The sequence below is a fragment of the Oceanimonas marisflavi genome (genome assembly GCF_003049725.1).
Taxonomy (GTDB): Bacteria; Pseudomonadota; Gammaproteobacteria; order Enterobacterales; family Aeromonadaceae; genus Oceanimonas; species Oceanimonas marisflavi.
The window spans coordinates 1-24,970 of the sequence record NZ_QAGM01000008.1 but is presented as its reverse complement, the minus strand read 5'-3'; the positions used below and the strand labels follow the sequence as shown (position 1 = coordinate 24,970).

Here is a 24,970-nt window from a genome sequence, read left to right as displayed (position 1 = left end):
CTTCACCAGCCCAGCCACTGGCGGAAACCGGTGATTGGCCGGCGGAACAGATAGAAGAACAGACTTACCCGTTCGCCATACACTTTTGCCGTGCCCCGGGTACCGATACGGGGCAGCTTGGACAGCCCCTGGCCGTCAACCAGCCGGGCCACCAGCCGGTAGGCCATCTGGTTATCCGGTGTGCGCTGAGGCTCATAATCGGCAAGATGGAGCGAGGCAGACAGGGAAGACAGGGGGGCACTGTCGAGAAACACCCTGACCTCGGCGCCCGGCGTCAGGGCGATGGAGTCCTTTACGCCCAGCATGACTTCAAACTCAACGGCATCCGGATCGGCCAGCAGCATGATGCGCTCACCAATATTGACCGGTCGCCCCTTCCACTCATTGGGATCCCCCAATACCGCAATGCCAGCCCCCGGCGCCGTTACCGTGGCCTTGTCCAGCCGGGAGCGGGCATAGTCTCGCTCGGCCTGGCGCAACCTGACCCGGGACTCCAGCTCCGCCAGCCTCGCTTTTTGCGTGGGATCCATAAAACCGCTTTGCTGGGCGGTTTTCAGCTCGGCCCGGGCCAGCAGCAGTGCCTGCTGGGCGATTTCGTGTTCGTTGGCCAGCTCGGTGTCCTCAAAGCTGAGCAGTGGGTCACCGGTTTGTACCTGCTGGTTGGGATCCACCTCAAGCTGTTTGACAGCCCCGTTGAGCGGCGCACTGATCACCAGAGGTTCCCGTGCCGTCACCTCAACCGGGGCCAGGGCACTGAGCCGTACCGGCAGCCACATCACTGCCAGCAGCAGCAGACCCAGCAGCCACCAGGCCCTGCGCTGACGCAGGCGTTGTAGCAGAGTGTTGAATGGCGACCGGCGCTGCAAGGCAAACAGTGCATGACCCATGGTGCCGGCCAGATGTTCCATAACGCCCCGCTCCTGTTCAGGCCAGGGTTCGGCACGAAACAACAGCAGCACACCGAGCATACGCCCGTCTTGCGCCGCCGCATAAAGCGGCACCCGCAACAACTGCCCGGGGGCCATGTCCTGCCAGTCATGCCGCAATGTCTCCGGCACTTCCCCCGGAGTGAGTACCGATGGCTGGCCACTGCCCTTTTGCGCGGACAGATGACGGCTCAGGCGCTCGGCCCAGGCCACAAAGGGCGAGGTATAGTCCACCGCCGGAATATCCGATACCGCCACCACCCGCTGACGGCCATTTTCCTCCCCCAGCACCAAGACGCTCTGGGTGTAGGCAACACACTGATGGGTTTGATTAACAATGGTATAAAACAGCTGCGCAAGGCTGCCCGCCTTGCGCAATTGTTGTTCCAGCCCCAGCAGGGCTGCAACATGTTGATTCACATTCACTCCTTACGCTGTCGTCAGCATGTTCAGCAACCGGTCGCCATAACCTTCCATCGCTTCCACTTCGGTAGCCAGCTGCTCGGACAATGGCACAAAGCCGGTATCCGGCAAGCTGGTAGTATTCCCTTCCGGTCTTCCAGCTCCCTGAGCAGGCTGCAGCTTTTCAAGATCCAGCGTGATCTCCAGAATACGTACCTGGCCATCGCCGCCTGTTGCCTGTATACGCAGCGTCAGCTCCCCGGTCTCACCGGAAGAACGCAGACTGACCTGACCGGTCTGCGGATCCACGCTGATCCAGCCCGGCAGTTCGGTACCGTCGGCCAGGGCACCGCTGTAACGCTGCCCTTCTCCGGATTTGCCATCAACAATATCGATTGCAATGCCGTTACCGCTGATGGCAACAATGCGGGATACCCGTAATGACACCGTATCCAGGGCCTGCTGCTGCACCTCGGTAAAGATCACTTCACCATTGTCGTTCACATTGACATCGACCGAGGCTCGGGTGGTGACACGGCCATCGGTGCCGGTGGTTTGTACCAGCAAGGCTCCGGGCTCGGACAACAATACGGTTTCGCGCGCAGCCCTGGGTGCCACAAAGCCGGAAGCGTCACCGGGATCCTGGCCCGTATCCTGGTTAACCAGACCCGGTGGCAGAGACGACAGTTCAACAACAACCTGTGTGTTATCCACCTTGAAGGAAGGAACATCGATCTGGCTTGCTGGCCTGGCAGCCGCTTCCGCTTTGGGCGGCGCCAGTATCTCCAGCAAATAGTCACGAGAGATGCTGGCACCGGCTTTATCCGTTGCCGTCAGGGTGACAATAAATTTGCCGGCTTCGACCGGTTTGCCGGAGATCACCCCGGTTTCCGGATTGTAACTCAGGCCCTTGGGCAGTCCCTTGATAACAAAATCATGGTCCTCGCCATAAGCCTGACTGTCCATATCGGTAAAGAGCACAGAAATATCACGGCGATATTCCTTGCCAAAATTCCACTGCTCATCAATATCCGCAGCCAAAGCCACTGGGTTATCGTTGCTGCCCTGAATGGTGATGGTCAGGGTGGCAGTATCGCTCAGGCCGCCGGTGTCGGTAACGGTATAGCTGAACGTCTCGCTCAGGGTCTGACCGCTGGTGCGCAGTGCCTGTACTGCAGCGTTGCTTTCGTCAATCACATAGCTGTACGTACCATTGCTATTAAGCGTCAGGCTGCCGTACTGGCCGGTCAGGGCCTTGCCGGTAACGGTTTTGCTATCACCACTGTCCACGTCGGTGTCGTTATCCAGCACATTGCCACTGGCGCTGCTGCCGGCGGTGCCATTGGCCACACCACCTGCTTCCACCGCGATGGCGGTGTCGTTATTGGCCACCGGGTTATCGTTTTCACCTTTAAGGGTGATGGTCAGGGTGGCGGTATCAGTCAGGCCGCCGGCATCGGTGACCGTATAGCTGAAGGTCTCGCTCAGAGTCTGGCCGCTAGTACGCAGCGCCTGGACCGCCGCATTGCTTTCGTCAATCACATAGCTGTAGCTGCCATCGGTGTTCAGGGTCAGGCTGCCATACTGGCCGGTCAGGGCCTTGCCAGTAACGGTTTTGCTATCACCACTGTCCACGTCGGTGTCGTTATCCAGCACATTGCCACTGGCGTTGCTGCCGGCGGTGCCATTGGCCTCTCCGCCCGCTTCCACCGCGATGGCGGTGTCGTTATTGGCCACCGGATTATCGTTTTCACCTGTCAGGGTGATGGTCAGGGTCGCGGTATCGCTCAGGCCGCCGGTGTCGGTAACGGTATAGCTGAACGTCTCGCTCAGGGTCTGACCGCTGGTGCGCAGCGCCTGTACTGCAGCGTTGCTTTCGTCAATAACATAGGTATAGGCGCCGTCGTACTTCAGGATCAGTTTGCCGTAGGCACCAGCCAGTTCCTGGCCAACCATACCTGCCGTTTCACCAAAAACCACACCGGTAACGGTTTTGCTGTCACCACTGTCCACGTCGGTATCGTTGCTCAGCACATTGCCGCTGGCATTGTTGCCGGCGGTGCCATTACTCACTCCGCCTGCTTCCACCGCGGTGGCGGTGTCATTTACCGCCACCGGAGCATCATTGACCGATATGACAACAGTATTCAGCTGAACGCTGCTCACCGATACGGCCGAGTTACCTCCATCGGCCTGAGTATTAAAGGTCTGGCGGCTGACGGTAGTTGAAAACTCAAGGTTGCCGTCCGAGCTGTCCACGGCATGCACACTGAGCGCGCCCGGTGTGCCGTGGTAATTGGCACCAGGTACAAAACGCAGTTGGGTCTCTGCCGACAGCAACAGCCCCGCCTCGGTCGATACCTCTCCCACGGCTTCCCAGTTGGTGCCACCATCGGTGGAATATTGCCACTGTCCTTCGGCAGCTTCACTGTGATCAGCGGTGATTACAATACCCGCCAGGGTGTCCCTGGGTTCGTAGGTGGAATCGGCATCATCAAACAATGTCCCGAACAAATCACTGACCGACGCGCCGGCAGGACTGCTGGTGTCTTCGTTGATTGAGGTCAGCGTGCCATTACCGCTGAACTCCGGCGACGTATTCTTGCCGAGCAGATAAATGCTGCTGCTGATCTCACCCGACTCATTGTTCGCATCCTGAACAGAGACGGTCAGGGTGCGGCTTGCACTGACCTGATCCTGCGCCGTATTGGTATAGGTAATGCGCTGACTGATTTTGCTGAGCGCATCACCACCAAGCTCCATGGGGTTGGCCTGGGTCACGTCTACATTGTCGATCACCAGCTTCCCCCCCAGGTAACGCCCCCCCGACAAGTCGTAAGACCCTGCCACAAAGACAAAGCGGTAGGTACCTTCCTGCCCCGCCTGTATGGTTACCGTTTCGGTAGACCAGGCGGTTTCCTGATTGGCTTTGGTACCCGTCTGGTCAAGTAGGGTAATGGTATTACCGGTATCAACATCCAGCAGGTAGCCATAGGCATCGTAGGCATCGCCGCCGTCCAAGGCTTTCCAGTCGAAGGAAACCGAATCGCCAGCCTGTAACGACACAGACCCGTTACTGTACAGGTAAGGACCCCGTATCACTCCGTAACTTTCATTAATACTGGCACCGCCCGTATCCAGCACGGCAGCCAAATCATCGCCACCAGAGTGATAGTCATCGGTCAGGGTTACCGACTGCCTGAAGTTGCCTCCCGAGGTGTTATCTCCGATAGAGCCATTGTTGGCGGGATAGGTGGTATCCACCGGTGTCGCCTGACCGGCAATCTGGTCCGTTCCGTCCAGCCGAACCCGCTCAAGCCCGGTTGTCCAGCCCACAAAGGAGTCCGCACCGTCAATACCCTGTTGAAAATCACCGTTCTGAAAGGCATTGGAAAAATTAATACGAAGCGACTTGCCATTTTCTCCGTTATGGGTGGCATCAATACTGCCAATAACGGTGGCCTGAGTACCATCGCCCAGATACACGCTGGAGCCGACAATGGAGACAGCGCCATCGGCTGTTGATGCCACCTCGTCGGTACTGATCCCCAGGCTCTCAAGGGAAGTGGCCTCGTCAATGGCAAACTCAATATAGCCACCGCTATAGTTGGCATTGCCGTCGATGGACACACTTCCTTCAATGGCAACCTCACCGTCACCTTCGGTGTAGGTCAGATCATTCAGTCCGTCTCTGACCATGGGCAGGTCTACCACCGTCACAGTAGAGGACAGCGCCAGCGAGCCGGTATTGTCACCGCCATTGGCGGTGCCGCCGCTGTCCTGAATGCTGGTCAGGGTCACCACCCGGTTGCTGGTGTTCGGTGTATTGCTGTTGTTCTGGTAGCTCATGCTATCAATGAGCGCTTCAGTCGCGTCGGCAGAAAGATTGCCCCCGGTCAGATTCACGGTCGCTGTGCCGCTCGATACGCTCACACTGTAGCTCAGGCTGTTGGTGCTGCCGCTGGTGCCGTGGGTTAGCGTAATGACAGTACCGTCGAAGTTAATCACCTCATGGCTGCCATCAGCGACGTTGCTGACGGTGAAGCTCAGCCCGGTAATGTTCTGATCGGTCTCAACAGTGTCGATGCTGGTACCACTGAACAGGCTGGCTGCACTGCCGTCCTCGGTGAAGGTCGGGTTGCTGGCGTTGGCGGTCAGGGCCGGCTCATCGTTAATGGCGGTGATATTCACCGTCGCCTGGTTGGTGCCGGTGCTGTTGTTGGTGCCATCGTTGAAGGTCCAGTCCAAAGTGACACTGGAAGACGGATCATTGGAACTGTTGGCATAGGTGATGGACTGCAATACCGAGTCCACGATCGCTGAGGTGGCACTGGCGTTGAAGGTGAGTTTCAACGTTCCGTTGGAATGAGTGGTCACCGTACCGGCTTCGGTACCCTTATAGGTGAACACCTGGCCCTCGATCAGGGTCCCGAGCAACCCGCTGTTGCCGAACCCGTCCTCACCATTGGCACCGCCTTGGCGAGCGAGGGTAACCGAGGCGCCAGCGTAGCTATTGGCGTTATCGAGTTCAGTATCGGCTACGGTCACATCGCCGTCGATCACAACAGCACTGCCGCCCTCGGTAAAGGTGGCAGCACCGTCGAGACCCGAGAAGACAGGCGCCGAATTGGATGTTCCAGTCCCCGAAATCGAGAAGTTGAACGGATTCTCGTCACTGTCGTTGGTGGACACGGAAAGGGCCGCCGTGCGTATTCCAGCCGCAGCCGGATCAAACGACACGGTGAAGGTGGTACTGCCGCCTGCAGCAATACTCGTGGTCGGCTGGCTCGTAACGGAAAAGTCAGCGGCATTGGCACCACTGATGACGACTGACCCGAGTGCCAGCTCAGCCGTGCCCGTATTGTTGATGGTAAAAGTACGGCTGACAGAACCACTGCTTACCTCAGTGCTGCCGAAATCGGTATGGTCCGTATTGCTCGGCGTCGTGTCGCCATCGGCAATATCGGTGCCATTACCGGTAACGGTAATTTCCGGGGCACCGCTTTCTGGACTCGCGAGATTGAGATATTCAAACCCCAGGGAATAAAACGGGCTATCCAGCGCTGTGACGGTGATGTCGATTTTTGTGATGTCGGTAAAACTGGCAAACGAAGGCTCACGACCAGCTTCCCAACCATAATGACCATTTGAGGTAGCGCCCGACGTAGAAACGGTCCCCCCTTCCGTCTTGTAGCCGGTAATCTGGATCGCATACTGTCCATTGGCTGTTGCACTACTACCGCCCCATTTATATATATTCAGACCGGTGAGGTCGAATTCCGTCATGGCGCCCGGCTTGGCGGAGAGAGTCATGGTTTTCGAGCCGCTAATCTCATGACTGGTGAACCAAAATCCTTCGCCATTAGTCGCGACCGCTATTGGATCGCTGCTGGTTAGATCGAAGTCATTGCTGCTATGTGACGTGCCATCAGCTGTGGACCAGCCGTTCTCCGTGCTGATTTCATACCTTCCATCGCTCCCGAGGATGGGCAACAGCAGACCAGTATAGGCATCCAGGGCGTCGGCACTGAACGGGAGGACGGCTTCGATCGGGCCGGTTTGCTGCTCCAGCGTCCAGTTCCCCCCCTGCTTGCCATCCCCGGTGAGATCGCTGGAAGCCGCGATATCGGCGGCACTGCTGGCACTCAAGGCCTGGATAAATTCCACGCCGGCGCCGTTGGCGGCGACACGGCAACCGTAGAGCAGGATGTCGCCATCTTCACTCAGGGTCGCACCCAGCTCAGCCAAGTCTGCACTACGCGCCTTCACCGTCGCGGTATCCAGAGTCAACCCACCCAGTCGGATCTGCCCCTCGTCGCCATGGCTCAAAATATGAATGGCATCGTAGCCCTCATTTTGCTGCGCCCACACCGCCAGCTGGGCCAGCCCATCCTGGCCACCATCGATCAGCCGCACCTCTATGCCGGCGCCAATGCCGTCCACCAGGGTCTGATAGTCTTCCACCCCGGTATCCACAAAGGCGACTTCCTTGCGGCCGTTATTCTTGGCCGGGTCGGCTTCACGCACCTGAGTTGGTGCCAGGGCGGTAAAATGCACCGTCTGCTCGGGCGCATTGGCGTGAGTGGCCGTGTCCTGATGATCCACATCCGTGGTCATCTCCACGGCGGTAGCCACCGCTGCACCATCGAGCAGAATGCGCGATTCAAGGGCAGTGATCAGCGGCTTGCGACGAAATTTGGGAAAGGTTTTGGGGGTATCTTGCTTGTTCATGGCATCTGTCCCTGGTCAGCACAGGGCGCCATGCACGACACCCGGTACAAAAATAATGAGTTACTGAGTGCTATTCATCGTGAAATAGGCGGTGGCGCTCATGCCCGGAATCAGCCCGGCCGACGGCGCCAGTCCGGCGCGCAGCAGCAGGGTCTGACTGACCGGATCTATCGCCGGGCTGATGGCGGCGATGGTCGCCTCCACCCGGGCACCGGTTTCATCCATCTGCAGCGTCAGCGGCAATCCGGGCTCAAGCCTGTTCAGCCAGGTGGCGGGTACCACCACCTCTGCTTCCAGCCGCTGGTCGGCAACGATTTCGATCAGCTCCTGTTGCTGGCGAATGTTTTCATGCCGGTTGGCCAGCACCGTGACCACCTTGCCGTCATAGGGCGCCGTAATTTGGCAACGCTGGGTGTTGAGCCGGGCAATACGCAGCTCGGCCCGGGTCTGGGCATACTCCGACTGAGCCAGGGCCACATCCAGGCTGCCAATGGAGCGCAATTCGTTCAGCTGCCGGGCATTGTCCAGCTTGACTTTGGCGGCCTGGTTTTCGGCTTCCACCTTGCTGGTCTGGGCTTCATAGAGGGCGCAATCCAGCCCCACCAGCAGTTCGCCCTGACGAAAGCTTTCTCCCGGACGTTTGGGCAAACTGGTGATCCGGGCGGCCAGTTCGCCGGACAATACCGCCCGGTCCAGCGCCTTGATCACGGCGCGCGCCTTGTATTCCTCGGCACTTACGGACAAGCCGGGCTGAAGCAGGGCCGCCAGCAGCAGCCCCTGGTAACCAATTCCCTTCATCAGATAACGTCACCGGCGGCAGCACTCTGGCTGGCCTCTTTCAATGCCGGCTCGGCCACCAGTTCTCCCTTTTGCCAGCGGTCAAAACGATCGGCAATGGTGTCGGAGAGCTGCTCTACACTGTTTTGGGTATAGCCTTCCGGCAACAGATCCATGCCCATGCTCACAAAAATGCGGCCATAGCTGTTTTGCAGATCCGCATAGGCCACATCGCGACGCAGCTCGGCCAGCAGGGTGTTGAGTGACTCCCGGATCAGCTCCAGCTCGGAGGTACGCTTCATGCGCGCGGCGTTGGCGGTCTGCTCGCTGATGCGATGCGCCACCTGCAGATAGCGATCTGCCAGCTCAAAAGACTTGAGTGATTCGTGGTAGCGAATATTGGCCAGATGCACCTGGGTCAGCACCGCCATGGACGAGGCCAGCCGCTGCTCTTCGGCAATGGCTTCACGGGTTTTGGCAAGATCCCGCTCGGCCCCGACCTTGAACACGTCAAACAGATTCCAGCTGACCTGGGCTCCCAGGCTGGTCCAGTCCTGGTTCAGCAGGTAATCGCTGTTGTCGTGATAAACACCGGCATTCAGGCTGATCCCCGGCAGCATCTTGAGCATGGCGGCGCGGGTATCGGCGGCGGAAATACGCTGCTGATAATAGGTTTCCACCAGCTCGGGGCGTTGTTTCAGCGCCAGCTCTTCCATGGTCTCCAGCTTCATCGCCAGCTCAGGTATTGCAAAATCCGGCGCATCCACATCGGTCAGTTCAAACACCGTACCCGGTTTCAGCCCCATCAGCGCCGCCAGCTCGGTTTTGGCATTGGCCAGTTCCTGTTTCAGCGCCTGCAGGGAACGCAGCACATCCAGCAGTTCACGCTGATAGTAGAGGGCTTCCATCGGTGAACGCAGCTGCAGCAGCTCTACCCGGCGAGAATCGTTAAGCGCGGCCGACGCCTGGCCGATCAGCGGATCGATTTTCTGCAGCAACCGCTCGGCCGACACCGCCCGCCAGTAGGCTCCACGTACATCCTGAGTGATGTTATGGGTCACCTTGCGCTCCCGCTCCCGGGCAATCAGATAACGATCAGCATGCTGTTTGGCACGTACGTAAGAGAGGCCGAAGTCAAGCACATTCCAGCTCAGGGCCAGATCATAGGTGGAACGCTGCTTGTCCTGGGAGATGGAATAGGAAGGGTTGGAGCCCAGCGGTTCCGGCCGTCCATCCTGAAACGCCACACTGGCCGAGGCGGCAAAATTACTGCGGGCAGAGTAGCCGGCCGAGGCGGTAAGACTGGGCAACATTTCATGGCGGACCAGCCCCAGTTGCCCCTGCTCCATGGCAGATTCCAGCGCCTTCAGTTTTTTGTCTCTGTTATTGCGTACCGCGCGGGCAATGGCTTCTTCCAGGCCAATGCTGCCCTGAACCTGGTCCTGTGCGAGCAATGTCATGTCTGCCTTTACGGTGGCACTGACATTGTCGGGAGAAATCACGTCCGGCGTAACGGTACAGCCGCTGATGGCCAGCACCAGGGATGAGGCAAGCAAGGTCTTCTTGAACATGTATCTGTCTCTTGAATTTTAGATAAACCAGTGCTGCCCGGTGTCAATAAAACACGAGGATCAAGGAGCAAACACCAGTGTGAGAAAAATCAGGCGAATGCACCCGAAAAATCAGGAGGATGAAGCAGGTAGGGGGCAGAAAAGGCCGGGCTGCTGCCGGCGCCTACCCCGGAAAGCGGGTAACTGTAAATGCAGGGGGATGCCCCCGGACTATCATCCATGAATCGCTACAAATCAATGCGTGTCAGATTGTGACGCGATACTAGCAGCGAAAAATAGGGCATTCAAACGAAAATTAGCTGCAAAAAAGGAGCAAAACCTCCCAATTTGCCATTTTCGCAAAACTAAATGTTACAAGTGAAACAGAACACCTGTTTCAGGGCTTCAGCGGATGACGAATAAAGGTATGGTGATTGCATTCCAGGCAGGTGGTGAGCACCTCGGGGTGTGTTACCTCATGCCGGTGGGCGCACAGGGTGCAGTCGTACAGACCCGGGCCCACCACCTCGCCGGCCTGATATTCGCCGTGGTGGGATAAATCTTCAGCCAGCTCCTGCCATTCCAGCTGGCTCTTGTCGGTGACGCCGGCCAGCCAGCCCCACACGGTTTCACGAATGCGCCGGTAAAACAGGCTGTCACGAAAGCCGCCCTTTTCATCGCCAAAGGCGGCCAGATCCCGCTTCACATACTCGGCAATCAGCGCCAGCTCATCTCTGGTCAGATCCCCGGCCGCTTCCATATAGGCCTGGGTCTTTTCCACCGCTTCCTTGATGGTGGTGTTCTCCGCCATTTCCCACTGGCGCTGCAGTTCTTCCACAAAGGCGTCGTAACCTTTTTTGTGCTTGTCGTCTTGCTCGCTCATGGCTTTATCCTCTCTGGCAGGGCCGGGGGTGAGCTATTGTTGCCGGCTACCCCCTAAGGTATTCTATGCCGATTTATCGCTGGTGTTACCACTCATTTACGGAACCGGACGTCATAATGCAAGAGCAATACAATCCCCAGAATATCGAGCCCCAGGTGCAACGCCACTGGGACGCGCAGCAGACCTTCAAGGCCACCGAACAAGCCGGCAAAGACAAGTTCTACTGTCTGTCGATGTTCCCCTACCCTTCAGGTCGGCTACATATGGGGCACGTCCGTAACTACACCATAGGCGACGTTATCTCCCGCTATCAACGGCTGCAAGGCAAAAACGTGCTGCAACCCATCGGCTGGGATGCCTTTGGCCTGCCCGCCGAAAACGCCGCCATCAACAACAAGACGGCGCCGGCCCCCTGGACCTACGAAAACATCGACTACATGAAAAACCAGCTCAAGCGGCTGGGCTTTGGTTACGACTGGGACCGGGAGCTGGCCACCTGTACGCCGGAGTATTACCGCTGGGAGCAGTGGTTCTTTACCAAGTTGTATGAAAAGGGCCTGGTGTACAAAAAAACCTCGTCCGTCAACTGGTGCCCCAACGACGAAACCGTGCTCGCCAACGAGCAGGTTAATGACGGCTGCTGCTGGCGCTGCGACACCCCGGTGGAGCAGAAGGAAATTCCCCAGTGGTTTATCAAGATCACCGAGTACGCCGACGAGCTGCTGCGCGACATCGATGAGCTGGAAGGCTGGCCCGAGCAGGTCAAGACCATGCAGCGCAACTGGATTGGCCGCAGCGAAGGCGTGACCCTGCGCTTTGACGTGGCCGGCAGTGACGACAGCTTTGAGGTGTACACCACCCGCCCTGACACCCTGTTCGGCGTCACCTACGTCGGCATTGCCGCCGGCCACCCGCTGGCTGCAAAAGCCGCCGAAAACAACCCTGAGCTTGCCGCCTTTATTGACGACTGCAAGCACAACAAGGTGGCCGAGGCCGAAATGGCCACCATGGAGAAAAAGGGCATGGCCACCGGCCTGATGGCGGTGCACCCGCTCACCGGCAAGCAGGTACCGGTATGGGTCGCCAACTTTGTGCTGATGGATTACGGCTCCGGCGCCGTGATGGCGGTGCCCGCCCACGATCAACGCGATTATGAGTTTGCCGGCAAATACGGCCTCGATATCGTACCCGTTATCAAGCCCGCCGATGGCAGCGAGCTCGACGTGAGCACCGAGGCCTACACCGAAAAAGGCCTGCTGTTCGACTCCGGCGAGTTCGACGGCATGGACTTCGAGCAGGCCTTTGATGCCATCGCCGCCACTCTGGAAGAAAAAGGTCTGGGCCACAAGACCGTCAACTTCCGCCTGCGTGACTGGGGCGTAAGCCGCCAGCGTTACTGGGGCGCGCCCATTCCCATGCTCAACCTGGAAGACGGCACCGTGGTCGGCGCGCCGGAAGACTCCCTGCCGGTCGTGCTGCCGGAAGACGTGGTGATGGACGGCATTCAGAGCCCGATCAAGGCGGATCCCGAGTGGGCCAAAACCACTTATAACGGTCAGCCGGCGCTGCGTGAAACCGACACCTTTGACACCTTTATGGAGTCGTCCTGGTATTACGCCCGCTATTGCAGCCCGGAATACGATCAGGGCATGCTGGACGTGGAAAAAGCCAACTACTGGCTGCCGGTGGATCAGTACATCGGCGGCATCGAGCATGCCTGTATGCACCTGCTCTACGCCCGCTTCTTCCACAAGCTGCTGCGCGACACCGGCCTGGTGGAATCCGACGAGCCGTTCAAGCGCCTGCTGTGTCAGGGCATGGTGCTGGCCGACGCCTTCTACTACACCGACGACAAGGGCGCCCGCACCTGGGTCAGCCCGCTGGACGTGACCGTGGAGCGGGACGAAAAGGGCCGCATCAGCAAGGCTATCGACAAGGACGGCCGCGAGCTGGTGCATACCGGCATGACCAAGATGTCCAAGTCCAAGAACAACGGCATCGATCCCCAGGTGATGGTGGACAAGTACGGCGCCGACACCGTGCGTCTGTTCATGATGTTCGCCTCCCCTGCCGACATGACCCTGGAATGGTCCGACTCCGGCGTGGAAGGCGCACAGCGCTTCCTCAAGCGGCTGTGGAAACTGGTGTTTGAGCATCAGTCCCGCGGTGCCGCCCCGGCCCTGAACCTGGCCGGCCTGAGCAATGAGCAGAAAACCCTGCGCCGGGAGCTGCACAAGACCATTGCCAAGGTGAGCGATGACATCGGCCGCCGCCAGACCTTCAACACCGCCATCGCCGCCATCATGGAGCTGATGAACCACCTGGCAAAAGTGGACATGAGCGACGGGCAGAACCGCGCCCTGCTGCAGGAAGCACTGGAAGCCGTGGTGGTGATGCTGCATCCCATCGTGCCGCACACCTGCTTTGAGCTGTGGCAGGCTCTGGGCCACAACGACATCGATCACGCCGCCTGGCCGGTGGTGGATACCGATGCCCTGGTAGAAGACGAGAAGCTGGTGGTGGTGCAGGTGAATGGCAAGGTGCGGGGCAAGATTACCGTGCCCGCCGATGCCGACAAGGACGCAGTTGAAAGCGCCGGCAAGGCCGACGACAACGTGGCCCGCCACCTGGACGGCAAGACCATTCGCAAGGTCATCTACGTGCCCGGCAAACTGCTGAATATCGTGGCCAACTGACCAGACTGTGAGGGGTGAGGAGAAAGGAGTGAGGAGCCAACATCCCCTCACTCCTGACACCTCCCCCCTCACGGCAGAATCAAGGAGTTGTTATGCTCACTCGAATCAAGGCCATAGTGCTGTTGTCACTGAGCCTGATGCTGATCACCGGCTGCGGTTTTCAGCTGCGCGGCGGCGACAACCTGCCGCCACAGCTGCAGCGGCTGGTGCTCAGCGGCGACGACAAGAGCCAGTTCTACCGGCTGGTGTCGGCCCGGCTGCTGCGCGCCGGCGTGGTGCTGGTGGAAAACGACGGTAACACGCCGGTACTCACCATCTCGGGTCTGGGTCAGGGCAATACCGCTGCGTCGGTCAAACCCACTGGCGATACGCTGGAGTACGCCATGCGCTTTGGCACCCGCTTTACCCTGGACATGCCCGAGGAGCCCCGTCAGGTGTTCAACGTGGCCTTTAACCGCAGCTTTCTCGACAAATCGGCTCAGGCCCTGGCTTCCAGCCGGGAGCAGCAACAGTTGCGCGAGCAGATGGAGCATGAAGCTGCCGAGCAGATCCTGCGTCAGCTGAGTCGCCTGTCGTTCTGATGCGTCTTTATCCCGAGCAACTGGGCAAACATCTTAAAGCAGGGCTGGCGCCCTGCTATTTCGTTTATGGCGACGAGCCCCTGCTCAAACAGGAAGCCCTCGACGAGCTGCGCCGGGCTGCACGGACCCAGGGCTTTGACGAACGCCACAGGTTCGATGCCGACGAGGGGCTGGACTGGGATGCCATTTTTGATGCCAGCCAGACCCTGAGCCTGTTCAGCAGCCGGCAGATCATCGAACTGAGGCTGCCGGACAAACTGGACCGCACCGGTTCGGACCGGCTGCGGGAGCTGCTGCGCCAGTGTCATTCCGATTTATTGCTGCTGATCAGTGGGACCCGCCTTAACCAGCAGCAACAGAAAACCGCCTGGTACAAGGCCCTGGCCGAAGCCGGTCCTGTGGTACCGGTTTTTACCCCCGATGCCCGTCATCTGGCCCGCTGGCTGGAGCTGCGGCTGCGTCGTCATCATCTGGCCGCCGAGCCCGATGCCCTGCACTGGCTGACTCTGGCCTTTGAAGGCAACCTGCTGGCCGCCACCGGCGAAATAGAAAAACTGTCCCTGCTCAACCTGCCCCAGCCGCTGACGCTGGCAACCCTGCAGCAGCATGTTCAGCCTCACTACCACTTCAACCCCTTTCAGCTGCTGGACCCGCTGCTGCAGGGCAAGGTGAAGCGGGGCTGCCGCATTCTGCTGCAACTGCGTCAGGAAGGGGTGGAAGCGGGCATGCTCTGCCATCTGCTGGCCAGAGAGCTCAATACGCTGCACGAGCTGCGGGCGGCACTGGCCTGCGGCCAGTCCTTTCATCAGGCTGCCGGACACCTGCATATCTGGTCCAGCCGCCAGCCGCTGATGCAGGCGGCGCTGAACCGGCTTTCAGCCACCAAGCTCAACGCCCTTTCACGCATGCTTGCTGCCGCCGATACCGCCGTGGCGGAGTTTGATGACGACAGCGCCTGGCGCTGGCTGCAGGCATTGTGCGTTGGCTTTCTTGACGACAAAGACCCCGTTATATTGCCATGACCTCACCCATTGGATTACTGGGGGGCACCTTTGACCCCATTCACGCCGGCCATTTGCGCACCGCCATTCAGGCTCAGGAGCAACTGGGCCTGAGTGAAGTTCGTCTGCTGCCCAATCATATTCCACCGCACCGCGCCACGCCCGACAGTGCGCCCCGGCACCGCCTGGCCATGGCCAGACTGGCGGCCGCGGCCACCCCCGGGCTGACCGTGGACGAACGCGAGCTTAACCGCACCACGCCGTCCTATACCATCGACACCCTGATGGAGCTGCGCCGGGAGCTGGGCCGCCGTCCGCTGTGCTTTATCATGGGCATGGACTCATTCTGCAGCCTGGATCGCTGGCACCGCTGGCAGGAGCTGCTGGACCAGGCTCATCTGGTGGTGAGCCACAGACCCGGCTGGCAGCCCGAATTTAACGACGCGGTGAACGAGTTGTTCCAGCGCCACGGCACCCGGGATCGGGAACGCATTCACCGCGCGCCCGCCGGCCATATTTTTCTGCTCGACAACCCCGAGCTGGACGTGTCGTCCACCCAGATCCGCGACTGTATTCGTAACGGGAACAATCCCCAGTATTTGTTGCCGGACGCAGTAACGGACTACATTCGACAACAGGGACTCTATACCGGGTCCGTGGTATAATTCACATTGTTTCATTGAGGAGAATGCGCTCTTGCAAGACAAAGCACTGCACGACTTTATCGTCGACAAACTGGACGATCTCAAGGCCCGCGATATTCAGGTACTGGATGTCACCGGCAAATCCACCATCACCGACTGCATGATCATCTGCTCTGGCAATTCCAGCCGCCACGTCAACTCCATTGCCGATCACCTGGCCACCGAAGCCAAACACGCCGGCCTGCACCTGCTGGGTGTTGAGGGCCAGGGCGCCGGCGAGTGGGTTCTGGTCGATCTGGGTGAAGCCATCGTGCACGTGATGCAGGAAGAAACCCGCGACTTTTATCAGCTGGAAAAACTCTGGGGCGGCAGCACGGCCGGAGCCATGGCCGGATGAAACTGCAGCTGGTGGCGGTCGGCACCAGAATGCCGGCCTGGGTTACCACGGGCTTTCAGGAATACCAGCGCCGCTTTCCCCGGGACATGCCTCTGGAACTCACCGAAATTGCCGCCGGCAAACGGGGCAAGAACGCCGATATCGATCGCATTCTGCACAGGGAAGGCGAGCAGATGCTGGCTGCCATCAACAAATCAGCCTGCATTGTAACCCTGGATATTCCCGGCAAGCCCTGGACCACGGAGCAACTGGCCGGTCAGCTGACCCGCTGGCAACACGACGGCCGCGACGTGGCCATTCTGATTGGCGGCCCCGAGGGGCTGGCGCCGGCGTGCAAGGCCGCGGCCGAGCAAAGCTGGTCGCTGTCGCCGCTGACCCTGCCTCATCCCCTGGTGCGGGTGCTGGCGGCGGAAAGTCTTTACCGTGCATGGAGCATCAACAACAACCACCCCTATCACCGGGAGTAAGTCATGGCCAGGTCCCGGGTAAAAATGCGCGATCATGTCGCCGAGACATCCCTGCACTGGCGCCGTACTCTGGTGTCCTTTATCGGTATTGTGGTGCTGATGGGGGTCCTGTTTGCCAACCTGTACCATCTGCAGGTAAACCAGCATCAGAGTTATCAGACCCGCTCCAACGATAATCGTATCAAGGTGGTGCCCATTGCCCCCACCCGGGGCCTGATCTTTGATCGCAACGGCGTGCTGCTGGCGGAAAACCGCCCCATCTACAGCCTGGAAATCACCCCGGAAAAGGCCGGCGATCTGGACGCCACCGTCGATGCCCTGATCGAGCTGCTGGATCTTGACCCCGATATTCGAGAGCGTTTTTTCCATGACGTCCGTCGCCAGCGTCGCTTTAATCCGGTGGTGCTGGTCAGCCGGCTGAATGAAGATCAGGTGGCGCTGTTCAGCATCAACCAGCACAAGTTTCCCGGTGCCGCCATCGAGGCCTACCTCAAGCGTTACTATCCCTTCAAGGACACCCTGACCCACGTGCTGGGTTACATGGCCAAAATCAACGACCGCGATGTAGAGCGGCTGCGGGAAGACAACAAGCTGGCCAACTATGCCGCCACCCGGGATATCGGCAAACTGGGCGTGGAACGTTATTACGAGGATCTGCTGCATGGTCACGTGGGCTACCAGGAAGTAGAGGTCAACAACCGCGGCCGGGTGATCCGGACCCTCAAATACGAGCCCCCGGTGCCCGGCAGTGACATCTATCTGAACCTGGATATTCGGCTGCAGCAGCACGCCCAGACACTGCTTGAAGGAAAGCGCGGCGCCATCGTGCTGATGACCCCTAAAGACGGTCAGGTACGGGCCATTATTTCCAACCCTAGCTACGATCCCAACCTGTTTGTGCACGGCATCAGCGGTCCCGACTACCGGGCGTTGCTGCAAAACCCCGACCGGCCGCTGATCAACCGCGCCAGCCAGGGCATTTACGCCCCCGCCTCCACGGTCAAGCCCATGCTGTCGGTGATGGGGCTGAACGAGGGCGCCATCACCCCGGGAACCCGCTATTTCGGCGGTCCCTATTTTCAGATTCCCAACACCAAACGCAAGTTCCGCGACTGGCGGCGCTGGGGTCATGGCTGGATGGACGTGTACCGGGCCATCGAGATTTCCGCCGATACCTTTTTCTACGACCTGGCCTACCGGACCGGCATAGACACCATTCACGACTACATGAGCCGCTTTGGCTTTGGCCAGGCCTCGGGCATCGATCTGCATGAAGAAAGCAGTGGCACCATGCCGTCACGGGACTGGAAACAACGCCGCCACAAGCAACCCTGGTATCAGGGCGACACCATATCGGTGGGCATAGGCCAGGGCTACTGGACCGCCACTCCGCTGCAGCTGGCCCGGGCCACTTCCATCATGGTGGATCACGGTGACACGGTTCACCCCCGCCTGCTCAATGCCATCGCCATCAACGGCAGCCGGGTGCCCATGCCCGTCAGCCACGGCGAGCCCATTGTGCTCAGGCAGGACAATTACTGGAAGGTGGCGCTCACCGGCATGTGGCGGGTAGTAAACGGCAACGAAGGCACGGCGCGCCGCGCCTTTACCGGCACCCCCTATGTGGCCGCCGGCAAGTCGGGCACGGCCCAGGTATTCAGCCTGGCGGAAAACCAGCAATACGATCACGAAAGCACCAAGGAACACCTGCGCGACAACGCCCTGTTTGTGGCCTTTGCTCCCTATGAGCACCCCGAAGCGGTGGTCTCCGTGGTGCTGGAAAACGTCGGCGGTGGCAGTTCCCATGCCGCACCTGTCGCCCGGGCCATGCTCGACGCCTATCTGCTCCCCGAACAGTCAAAGCCCGACGAGGAATCCATCAACCATGAATAAGCACCGTCGCACCCTGGGCGAGCGCCTGCACCTGGACTGGCCGCTGCTGGCCGGGCTGTTGCTGCTGCTGTCCGCCAGCATGGTGATCCTGTATTCGGCCACCGGTGAAGATCTGCAGGCGGTCACCCGCCAGGGCATGCGTATTGGCCTGTCACTCACCGTCATGATCGTGCTGGCCCAGCTGCCACCCGGTTTTTACGCCCGCTGGGCGCCGCCGGTGTTCATTATCGGGATCATATTGCTGATACTGGTGCTGCTGGTGGGTGATATTGGCAAGGGTGCCCAGCGCTGGCTGGAAATCGGCAGCTTCCGTTTTCAGCCCTCGGAAGCCCTCAAGCTGGCCATGCCCATCACCATCGCCGCCTACATCAGCCGCTACCCGCTGCCCCCCGGCCTGCTGCATGTGGCCATCGCCTTTGTGCTGGTGCTGGTTCCCACCCTGCTGATCGCCAAGCAGCCGGACCTGGGCACTTCGGTGCTGGTGGCCGCCTCCGGGCTGTTCGTGATTTTTCTGGCCGGTCTGCCCTGGCGGTTGATCCTGCTGGCGCTGGCGGGACTGGCCGCCTTTCTGCCGGCGCTGTGGTACTTTCTGATGCACGACTACCAAAAGCGACGGGTACTGACTCTGCTCAACCCGGAAAGCGATCCCCTGGGAGCCGGATACCATATCATTCAGTCCAAGATTGCCATCGGCTCCGGCGGCCTCTGGGGCAAGGGCTGGCTGCACGGCACCCAGTCCCAGCTGGAGTTTCTGCCCGAGCGTCATACCGACTTCATTTTTGCGGTGCTGGCCGAGGAGTTTGGTCTGGTGGGTGTCTGCCTGCTGATGCTGATGTATCTGTTTATTATCGGTCGCGGCCTGCAGATCTCGGTGCAGGCTCAGGGGGCCTTTCCCCGGCTGCTGGCGGGCGCCCTCACCCTGACCTTTTTCGTCTATGTATTCGTCAACATCGGCATGGTCAGCGGCCTGCTGCCGGTAGTCGGCGTACCACTGCCACTGATAAGCTTTGGCGGCACCTCCATGGTGACACTGATGGCCGGATTTGGCATTCTCATGTCCGTTCATACTCACAAGCGCCTGTTGGCGAAATAACAAACAAGGAACCCGTAAATGCGCCTCGCCCTTCTTTCAGTGGCAGTGTGGTTATCAATGTCCGCCTCGGCGGCACCGACCGTGCCGGAGCAGCAGCAGTGGCTGAATGAACTGGCCGGCAAATTTGAACTGAGCCAGGATGCGCTTAATCAGGCCCTGGCGCAGGCGCATTATCAGCAATCGATCATCGATGCCATGACCCGGCCCGCCGAAGCCAAGCCCTGGCACCAGTACCGGCCCATCTTTCTCACCGACAAGCGCATCGAGCAGGGTGCCGCTTTCTGGCAGGAGCATCAGCCACTGCTGGCCCGGGCCGGGCAGGAGTTTCAGGTGCCGGCACAAATCATTGCCGCCATTATCGGGGTGGAAACCTACTACGGCGCTCATATGGGCAGCCACAAGGTGCTCGACGCGCTCTATACCCTCGGCTTTCACTACCCGCCCCGGGGCGCCTTTTTCCGCTCCGAGCTGGGGCACTACCTGAAACTGGCCGGCGAGCAGCAATGGGCACTGGACGAGCAAAAAGGCTCCTACGCCGGCGCCATGGGCATGGGCCAGTTCATTTCCTCCAGCTACCGCCATTATGCGGTGGACTTCAACCAGGACGGCCATACCAACCTGTTTGACGCCACCGATGCCATCGGCAGCGTGGCCAACTACTTTCACCAGCACAAGTGGCAGCCGGGCGAGCCGGTGGCTCACCCTGCCCGCGTGGCCGACGAACAGGCCGCCGGGGCGCTGCTCTCCGACACGCTGGAACTTGACTACAGCTGGGCCGAGCTGGCCGCCGCCGGGGTCAGCACAAATGCCGAACTCGCTCCGGACACGCCGGTCAAGCTGCTCAGGCTCGACGGTGCCGACGGCCCCGAATACTGGGTGGTGCGCCATAACTTCTATGTGATTACCCGCTATAATCGCAGTCCGCTTTACGCCATGGCGGTTTATCAACTGAGTGAAGAGATCAGGCAGGCCTATGAACAACAGCGTTAACTTCTTGCGCCCGCGAGCGTTGCTGCCTCTGGCTGTTTTGCTGCTGGCAGCCTGCAGCTCCCAGCCCGAAAAGCCGCAGACCAGGGACGATGCCTACGACCGGGAGACCGCCGGTGGCCGTTACAGCATGCGCAAGGACATGGCGCCGGGGGAAATGCCCGACATGTCCCACGTGAAGGATGCCGTGCCGCGTTATGAGCCCTACAGCCGTCAGGGCAACAAGGACTACAACGTATGGGGTCAGGACTACGAAGTATGGCGTGACATAGAGAATTACCAGGACGAAGGCACAGCCTCCTGGTATGGCGCCAAGTTTCACGGTTACCATACTTCCAACGGCGAGGTATACGACATGTATACCATGACCGCAGCCCATAAAAACCTGCCGCTGCCGTCATTCGTACGGGTGACCAATACCGAAAACGGCAAGCAGGTGGTGGTGCGGGTCAATGATCGCGGTCCCTTTCACGATGGCCGCGTTATCGACCTGTCCTACGCCGCTGCCTGGCGGCTGGGCATGCTCGGCAAAGGCACGGCGCCGGTAAAAGTGGAACTGATAAAAATGGCTCCCAGCAAGGAAGACCTGCGTCTGGCCAACAAGGGACCGGGCCGCCATATTCAGCTGCTGGCCACCCGCTCCGGCGACAAGGCCAGAGCGCTTGCCGCCCGCCTGAGCAAGGAGTATGGTTTTCCGGCCCGGGTAGAGCAGGGTTCCGAATGGTATCGGTTGCAGATGGGGCCCATTCCGGTCACTCAAACGGACGATATTCTGACCCGGCTGATCGCCGAGGGATTTGAACAGGCATATTTCCTGAACTAAACACAGCGCAATTCATCTTAAAACGGCAATTCACGCCAATTCATTATTTAAACAAAGGGTCTGACTCACCTTATGCGTACGGTTAACACTCTGTCTACTCTCGCCCTTGCCGGCCTGATGTCCTTTGCCGCCCAGGCACAAACCTCAGCGCCCATGATCCCCGAGCCGCCGGCCATTGCCGCCAAGTCTTACATACTGATGGACTACGCCAGCGGCCAGGTACTGGTAGCGGAAAATGCCGATCAGAAACTGCCGCCGGCCAGTCTGACCAAAATGCTCACATCCTATGTGCTTGGTCAGGCGCTGGAAGAAGGCAAGGTCAAGCGCGACGATCTGGTCACCATCAGCGAAGCCGCCTGGGCCCAGAACTTTCCCGGCTCCTCGGTGATGTTCCTGGAAGTGGGCAAGCAGGTCAGCATTGACGACCTCAACCGGGGCATCATTATTCAGTCCGGCAACGACGCCACCGTTGCCGTGGCCGAGCATCTGGCCGGCAGCGTCAACTCCTTTGCCGATCTGATGAACTCCTGGGCCGCCCGCCTGGGGATGAAAGACAGCCATTTTGTGACGCCCCATGGCCTGCACAGCGACGACATGTATACCACCGCCTATGATATGGCGCTGCTGGGCCAGGCGCTGATCCGGGATGTTCCCGAGGAATATGCCATCTACGCCGAAAAGTCGTTTACCTATAACGGCATCACCCAGCATAACCGCAATACCCTGCTGTGGGATCAGTCCCTTAACGTGGACGGCATCAAGACCGGCCACGTCAGCGCCGTGGGTTACAACCTGGTGTCTTCCGCCACCAAGGACGACATGCGCCTGATTGCCGTGGTCATGGGCGCCGCCAGCGAGCGGGCCCGGGCCGCGGAAAGCAAAAAACTGCTGACCTACGGCTTCCGCTTCTACCAGACCCTGACCCCCTACGAGGCCGGCAGCAAGCTGGTGGACCAGAAAATCTGGATGGGCGACAAGAATACCGTCGCCCTCGGCGTGGACAAGGCAGTCGCAGTGACCATTCCCCGGGGCCAGGCCCAGAGCCTGAAAGCCGATTTCACCCTGGATCAGGCGCTGAAAGCGCCGCTGGCCAAGGGTCAGCAGGTAGGCACCCTGCACCTGCGCCTGGGTGATCAGGACGTGGCCACCGTGCCCCTGGTGGCACTGGAAGACATTGAACAGGGCGGTCTGTTCAGCCGGCTGATCGATTACATTACCCTGCTGGTACAGGGACTGTTCAACTGATTCGAATCCGGGGCCGGTGTTCTGCCGGCCCTTTCACTTTTCTTCCACAGCCCGAATCCCCTGCAAGTTGCCGGTTTCGAATTAGCCGGTTTTATGATAAAAATGCGACACAGGTGATGGAAATTACCTCCATCCCCAATCGAATACCGCTGTTTCAAAGGTTGCCATGAATACCAAATTTGATGAGTTGCTTGAATTCCCCTGTCGCTTTCCGTTCAAGGTGCTGGGCCTGGCCGATGAACGTCTGCCCGACCTGGTAGTCGAAGTGCTGCAGCAACACGCCCCCGGTGACTACAGCCCTCAGGTGCGCCCCAGCAGCAAGGGCAATTACCACTCTGTCAGCGTACAGGTCATGGTACAGAGCAAGGAACATGTCGAGCTTTTGTACCGAGAGCTGGGCAACATTGAGCTGGTCAAGTACGTTCTCTGAGGCCCATTCATGCAGCAGGACAAACTCACCATCAGGCACTGGGGGCTGGCGTCATACGAGCACGTCTGGCACACCATGCAGAATTTCACCGATCTGCGCGATCAGGATACGGGTGATGAATTCTGGCTGGTGGAGCACCTGCCGGTGTTTACTCAGGGGCAGGCCGGCAAGGCCGAGCATGTGCTCAACGCCGGTGACATTCCCGTGGTACAGGCCGATCGCGGTGGTCAGGTCACCTACCATGGCCCGGGCCAGCTGGTGTTATATCTGCTGCTCGACGTGCGCCGCAAAAAACTCGGTGTACGCAATCTGGTCACCGCCATGGAAGAGTCCATCGTCAGCCTGCTGGGTGAATACAATATCGAGGCCTATGCCAAACCCGATGCCCCGGGCGTCTATGTAGACGACAGCAAGATCGCCTCTCTCGGCCTGCGGGTGCGGCGAGGCTGTTCCTTTCATGGCCTGGCACTGAACGTCAACATGGATCTGAATCCTTTTCTGCGCATCAACCCTTGCGGCTATGCGGGCATGGCCATGACCCAGTGCTGTGCTCTGGGTGGCCCCCAGACTCTCGACGAAGCCCAGTCCCGCCTGGTGCCCCTGCTGGCAAACCGGCTGGGCTATCAACATCTCTACTACACCACAGAGAAAGTAAAACTATGAGCAAACCCGTACGCGTCGAACCCGGCGTAAAATTGCGCGACGCCGACAAGATGGCCCTGATCCCGGTCAAATACATGCCCGAGCAGGAAGAGGAAGTGCTGCGCAAGCCGGAGTGGATGAAGATCAAGCTTCCTCCCAGCAACCAGCGCATACAGGGCCTCAAGAACATCATGCGCGAGAACAAACTGCACTCGGTTTGTGAAGAGGCCTCCTGCCCCAACCTGGCCGAGTGTTTCAACCACGGCACCGCCACCTTTATGATCCTGGGGGCCATCTGTACCCGCCGTTGCCCCTTCTGCGACGTGGCCCACGGCCGCCCGCTGCCGGTGGATCCGGAAGAGCCCGCCAAGCTGGCCAAGACCATCAAGGAGCTGGGCCTGAAATACGTGGTGATCACCTCGGTGGACAGAGACGATCTGCGGGATGGCGGAGCCCAGCACTTCGCCGACTGCATTCGCGCCATTCGCGAGCAGAGCCCGAACACCAAAATTGAAATTCTGACCCCGGACTTCCGTGGTCGCATGGACACCGCCCTGGAGATCCTCAAGGACACGCCGCCGGACGTGTTCAACCACAACCTGGAAACCGCCCCGCGCCTGTACCGGGTGGCTCGTCCCGGCGCCGACTACAAGTGGTCGCTGGAGCTGCTGCGCCGGTTCAAGGAAATGCACCCTCAGGTGGCCACCAAGTCCGGCCTGATGATGGGCCTGGGCGAGACCAACGAGGAAATCGTGGAAGTGCTCAAGGATCTGCGTGAGCACAATGTCACCATGCTGACCCTGGGCCAGTACCTGCAGCCCAGCCGTCATCACCTGCCGGTGAAGCGCTATGTGCCGCCCGCCGAGTTCGACGAGCTGAAGGAAGTGGCCGACAGCATCGGCTTTACCCACGCCGCCTGTGGCCCCTTTGTGCGTTCGTCCTACCACGCCGATCTGCAGGCGCAGGGTGTGGAAGTGAAATAACCCCCGTGAGGGGTGAGGGGTGAGGGGTGAGGGGTGAGGAGAAAAGTCCAGCCCTTCCGTCATCCCCATCAGACACATCGAGTAGGGTGAGGCGTTACCGCCTCATCCCTCTCACAGAACCGTACGTACGGACCTCGTATACGGCTCATGCCTACTTTTATTCAGCCTGTGGGCTGAACACATACCCTGTCCTGACCTCTTCAAGATTAACCAGACCCAGTTCCTGGAACCAGCGGTTTGGCATCGCATAACTGGCTAATGGGCTTCGCGCATTTCGCCAGCTCGCCATGCGGATGTGCCGGAACGGCGGTTTGTACCC

At 59.6% G+C, this 24,970-nt stretch carries 19 protein-coding genes; 14 read left to right on the top strand and 5 right to left on the bottom strand.

Translation table 11 applies throughout. The features are described from left to right. Nucleotides 1–2 precede the first annotated feature (2 nt). From DA373_RS06795 to DA373_RS06775, 5 genes are all read right to left on the bottom strand, one after another. Nucleotides 3–1,346, bottom strand: coding sequence for an efflux RND transporter periplasmic adaptor subunit (locus tag DA373_RS06795; protein WP_232821214.1), 1,344 nt, complete (start codon nucleotides 1,344–1,346; stop codon nucleotides 3–5). Between the two features lie 9 nt (nucleotides 1,347–1,355). Further along, entirely contained in the window at nucleotides 1,356–7,559 is a 6,204-nt protein-coding gene (locus DA373_RS06790) for a DUF4347 domain-containing protein (protein ID WP_107851571.1), read from the bottom strand. Nucleotides 7,560–7,619: 60 nt separating this feature from the next. Beyond that, entirely contained in the window at nucleotides 7,620–8,357 is a 738-nt protein-coding gene (locus DA373_RS06785) for an efflux RND transporter periplasmic adaptor subunit (protein ID WP_232821213.1), read from the bottom strand. Then, nucleotides 8,357–9,907, bottom strand: coding sequence for a TolC family protein (locus DA373_RS06780; protein WP_107851569.1), 1,551 nt, complete (start codon nucleotides 9,905–9,907; stop codon nucleotides 8,357–8,359). The genes DA373_RS06785 and DA373_RS06780 overlap by 1 nt, the downstream gene beginning before the upstream one ends. Nucleotides 9,908–10,283: 376 nt before the next feature. Further along, on the bottom strand, nucleotides 10,284–10,769 hold the full coding sequence (locus tag DA373_RS06775; RefSeq protein ID WP_107851568.1) for a zinc ribbon-containing protein: 486 nt from the start codon (nucleotides 10,767–10,769) through the stop codon (nucleotides 10,284–10,286). 116 nt (nucleotides 10,770–10,885) lie between these two features. Between DA373_RS06775 and leuS the strand changes: the two genes are divergently transcribed. The 14 genes from leuS to lipA all read left to right on the top strand — a co-directional run bounded on the left by leuS (nucleotide 10,886) and on the right by lipA (nucleotide 24,651). Beyond that, complete coding sequence (leuS, locus tag DA373_RS06770; protein ID WP_107851567.1) at nucleotides 10,886–13,465, top strand: leucine--tRNA ligase; 2,580 nt, start codon at nucleotides 10,886–10,888, stop codon at nucleotides 13,463–13,465. A 92-nt stretch (nucleotides 13,466–13,557) separates the two neighbouring features. After that, entirely contained in the window at nucleotides 13,558–14,046 is a 489-nt protein-coding gene (locus DA373_RS06765) for an LPS-assembly lipoprotein LptE (RefSeq protein ID WP_107851566.1), read from the top strand. Then, on the top strand, nucleotides 14,046–15,068 hold the full coding sequence (gene holA / locus DA373_RS06760; protein ID WP_107851565.1) for a DNA polymerase III subunit delta: 1,023 nt from the start codon (nucleotides 14,046–14,048) through the stop codon (nucleotides 15,066–15,068). Before DA373_RS06765 ends, holA begins: the two co-directional genes overlap by 1 nt. Continuing rightward, a complete protein-coding gene (gene nadD, locus DA373_RS06755; RefSeq protein ID WP_107851564.1) occupies nucleotides 15,065–15,712 on the top strand; it encodes a nicotinate-nucleotide adenylyltransferase in 648 nt (215 codons plus the stop codon). Before holA ends, nadD begins: the two co-directional genes overlap by 4 nt. 31 nt (nucleotides 15,713–15,743) lie before the next feature. Continuing rightward, nucleotides 15,744–16,088: a ribosome silencing factor gene (gene rsfS, locus DA373_RS06750; protein WP_107851563.1), complete on the top strand. Its 345-nt coding sequence runs from the start codon at nucleotides 15,744–15,746 to the stop codon at nucleotides 16,086–16,088. After that, nucleotides 16,085–16,555 (top strand): 23S rRNA (pseudouridine(1915)-N(3))-methyltransferase RlmH, encoded by a 471-nt coding sequence (gene rlmH, locus DA373_RS06745; RefSeq protein ID WP_107851562.1) that lies wholly within the window; start codon nucleotides 16,085–16,087, stop codon nucleotides 16,553–16,555. Before rsfS ends, rlmH begins: the two co-directional genes overlap by 4 nt. A 3-nt stretch (nucleotides 16,556–16,558) precedes the next feature. Next, the gene (gene mrdA / locus DA373_RS06740) at nucleotides 16,559–18,448 is read left to right on the top strand and encodes a penicillin-binding protein 2 (protein WP_107851561.1); all 1,890 of its coding nucleotides are present in this window, start codon (nucleotides 16,559–16,561) and stop codon (nucleotides 18,446–18,448) included. After that, entirely contained in the window at nucleotides 18,441–19,541 is a 1,101-nt protein-coding gene (gene rodA, locus DA373_RS06735) for a rod shape-determining protein RodA (RefSeq protein WP_107851560.1), read from the top strand. Before mrdA ends, rodA begins: the two co-directional genes overlap by 8 nt. Nucleotides 19,542–19,559: 18 nt before the next feature. Next, on the top strand, nucleotides 19,560–20,531 hold the full coding sequence (gene mltB, locus DA373_RS06730; protein ID WP_232821212.1) for a lytic murein transglycosylase B: 972 nt from the start codon (nucleotides 19,560–19,562) through the stop codon (nucleotides 20,529–20,531). Continuing rightward, nucleotides 20,515–21,351 carry a septal ring lytic transglycosylase RlpA family protein gene (locus DA373_RS06725; RefSeq protein ID WP_107851558.1) on the top strand — a complete coding sequence of 279 codons (837 nt, stop codon included), beginning with the start codon at nucleotides 20,515–20,517 and terminating at the stop codon, nucleotides 21,349–21,351. Before mltB ends, DA373_RS06725 begins: the two co-directional genes overlap by 17 nt. A gap of 72 nt (nucleotides 21,352–21,423) precedes the next feature. Continuing rightward, a complete protein-coding gene (locus DA373_RS06720) occupies nucleotides 21,424–22,596 on the top strand; it encodes a serine hydrolase (protein ID WP_107851557.1) in 1,173 nt (390 codons plus the stop codon). Between the two features lie 166 nt (nucleotides 22,597–22,762). Further along, on the top strand, nucleotides 22,763–23,026 hold the full coding sequence (ybeD, locus tag DA373_RS06715; protein ID WP_107851556.1) for a DUF493 family protein YbeD: 264 nt from the start codon (nucleotides 22,763–22,765) through the stop codon (nucleotides 23,024–23,026). Between the two features lie 9 nt (nucleotides 23,027–23,035). Further along, complete coding sequence (gene lipB, locus DA373_RS06710; RefSeq protein WP_107851555.1) at nucleotides 23,036–23,689, top strand: lipoyl(octanoyl) transferase LipB; 654 nt, start codon at nucleotides 23,036–23,038, stop codon at nucleotides 23,687–23,689. Beyond that, nucleotides 23,686–24,651: a lipoyl synthase gene (gene lipA, locus DA373_RS06705; RefSeq protein WP_107851554.1), complete on the top strand. Its 966-nt coding sequence runs from the start codon at nucleotides 23,686–23,688 to the stop codon at nucleotides 24,649–24,651. Before lipB ends, lipA begins: the two co-directional genes overlap by 4 nt. Nucleotides 24,652–24,970: the final 319 nt, after the last annotated feature.

Excerpts from the sequence above, each read along its gene's own strand:
- DA373_RS06790 (WP_107851571.1), bottom strand. The coding sequence starts at position 7,559 with ATGAACAAGCAAGATACCCCCAAAACCTTTCCCAAATTTCGTCGCAAG.
- DA373_RS06785 (WP_232821213.1), bottom strand. The coding sequence starts at position 8,357 with ATGAAGGGAATTGGTTACCAGGGGCTGCTGCTGGCGGCCCTGCTTCAG.
- DA373_RS06780 (WP_107851569.1), bottom strand. The coding sequence starts at position 9,907 with ATGTTCAAGAAGACCTTGCTTGCCTCATCCCTGGTGCTGGCCATCAGC.
- DA373_RS06775 (WP_107851568.1), bottom strand. The coding sequence starts at position 10,769 with ATGAGCGAGCAAGACGACAAGCACAAAAAAGGTTACGACGCCTTTGTG.
- leuS (WP_107851567.1), top strand. The coding sequence starts at position 10,886 with ATGCAAGAGCAATACAATCCCCAGAATATCGAGCCCCAGGTGCAACGC.
- DA373_RS06765 (WP_107851566.1), top strand. The coding sequence starts at position 13,558 with ATGCTCACTCGAATCAAGGCCATAGTGCTGTTGTCACTGAGCCTGATG.
- holA (WP_107851565.1), top strand. The coding sequence starts at position 14,046 with ATGCGTCTTTATCCCGAGCAACTGGGCAAACATCTTAAAGCAGGGCTG.
- nadD (WP_107851564.1), top strand. The coding sequence starts at position 15,065 with ATGACCTCACCCATTGGATTACTGGGGGGCACCTTTGACCCCATTCAC.
- rlmH (WP_107851562.1), top strand. The coding sequence starts at position 16,085 with ATGAAACTGCAGCTGGTGGCGGTCGGCACCAGAATGCCGGCCTGGGTT.
- mrdA (WP_107851561.1), top strand. The coding sequence starts at position 16,559 with ATGGCCAGGTCCCGGGTAAAAATGCGCGATCATGTCGCCGAGACATCC.
- rodA (WP_107851560.1), top strand. The coding sequence starts at position 18,441 with ATGAATAAGCACCGTCGCACCCTGGGCGAGCGCCTGCACCTGGACTGG.
- mltB (WP_232821212.1), top strand. The coding sequence starts at position 19,560 with ATGCGCCTCGCCCTTCTTTCAGTGGCAGTGTGGTTATCAATGTCCGCC.
- DA373_RS06725 (WP_107851558.1), top strand. The coding sequence starts at position 20,515 with ATGAACAACAGCGTTAACTTCTTGCGCCCGCGAGCGTTGCTGCCTCTG.
- DA373_RS06720 (WP_107851557.1), top strand. The coding sequence starts at position 21,424 with ATGCGTACGGTTAACACTCTGTCTACTCTCGCCCTTGCCGGCCTGATG.
- ybeD (WP_107851556.1), top strand. The coding sequence starts at position 22,763 with ATGAATACCAAATTTGATGAGTTGCTTGAATTCCCCTGTCGCTTTCCG.
- lipB (WP_107851555.1), top strand. The coding sequence starts at position 23,036 with ATGCAGCAGGACAAACTCACCATCAGGCACTGGGGGCTGGCGTCATAC.
- lipA (WP_107851554.1), top strand. The coding sequence starts at position 23,686 with ATGAGCAAACCCGTACGCGTCGAACCCGGCGTAAAATTGCGCGACGCC.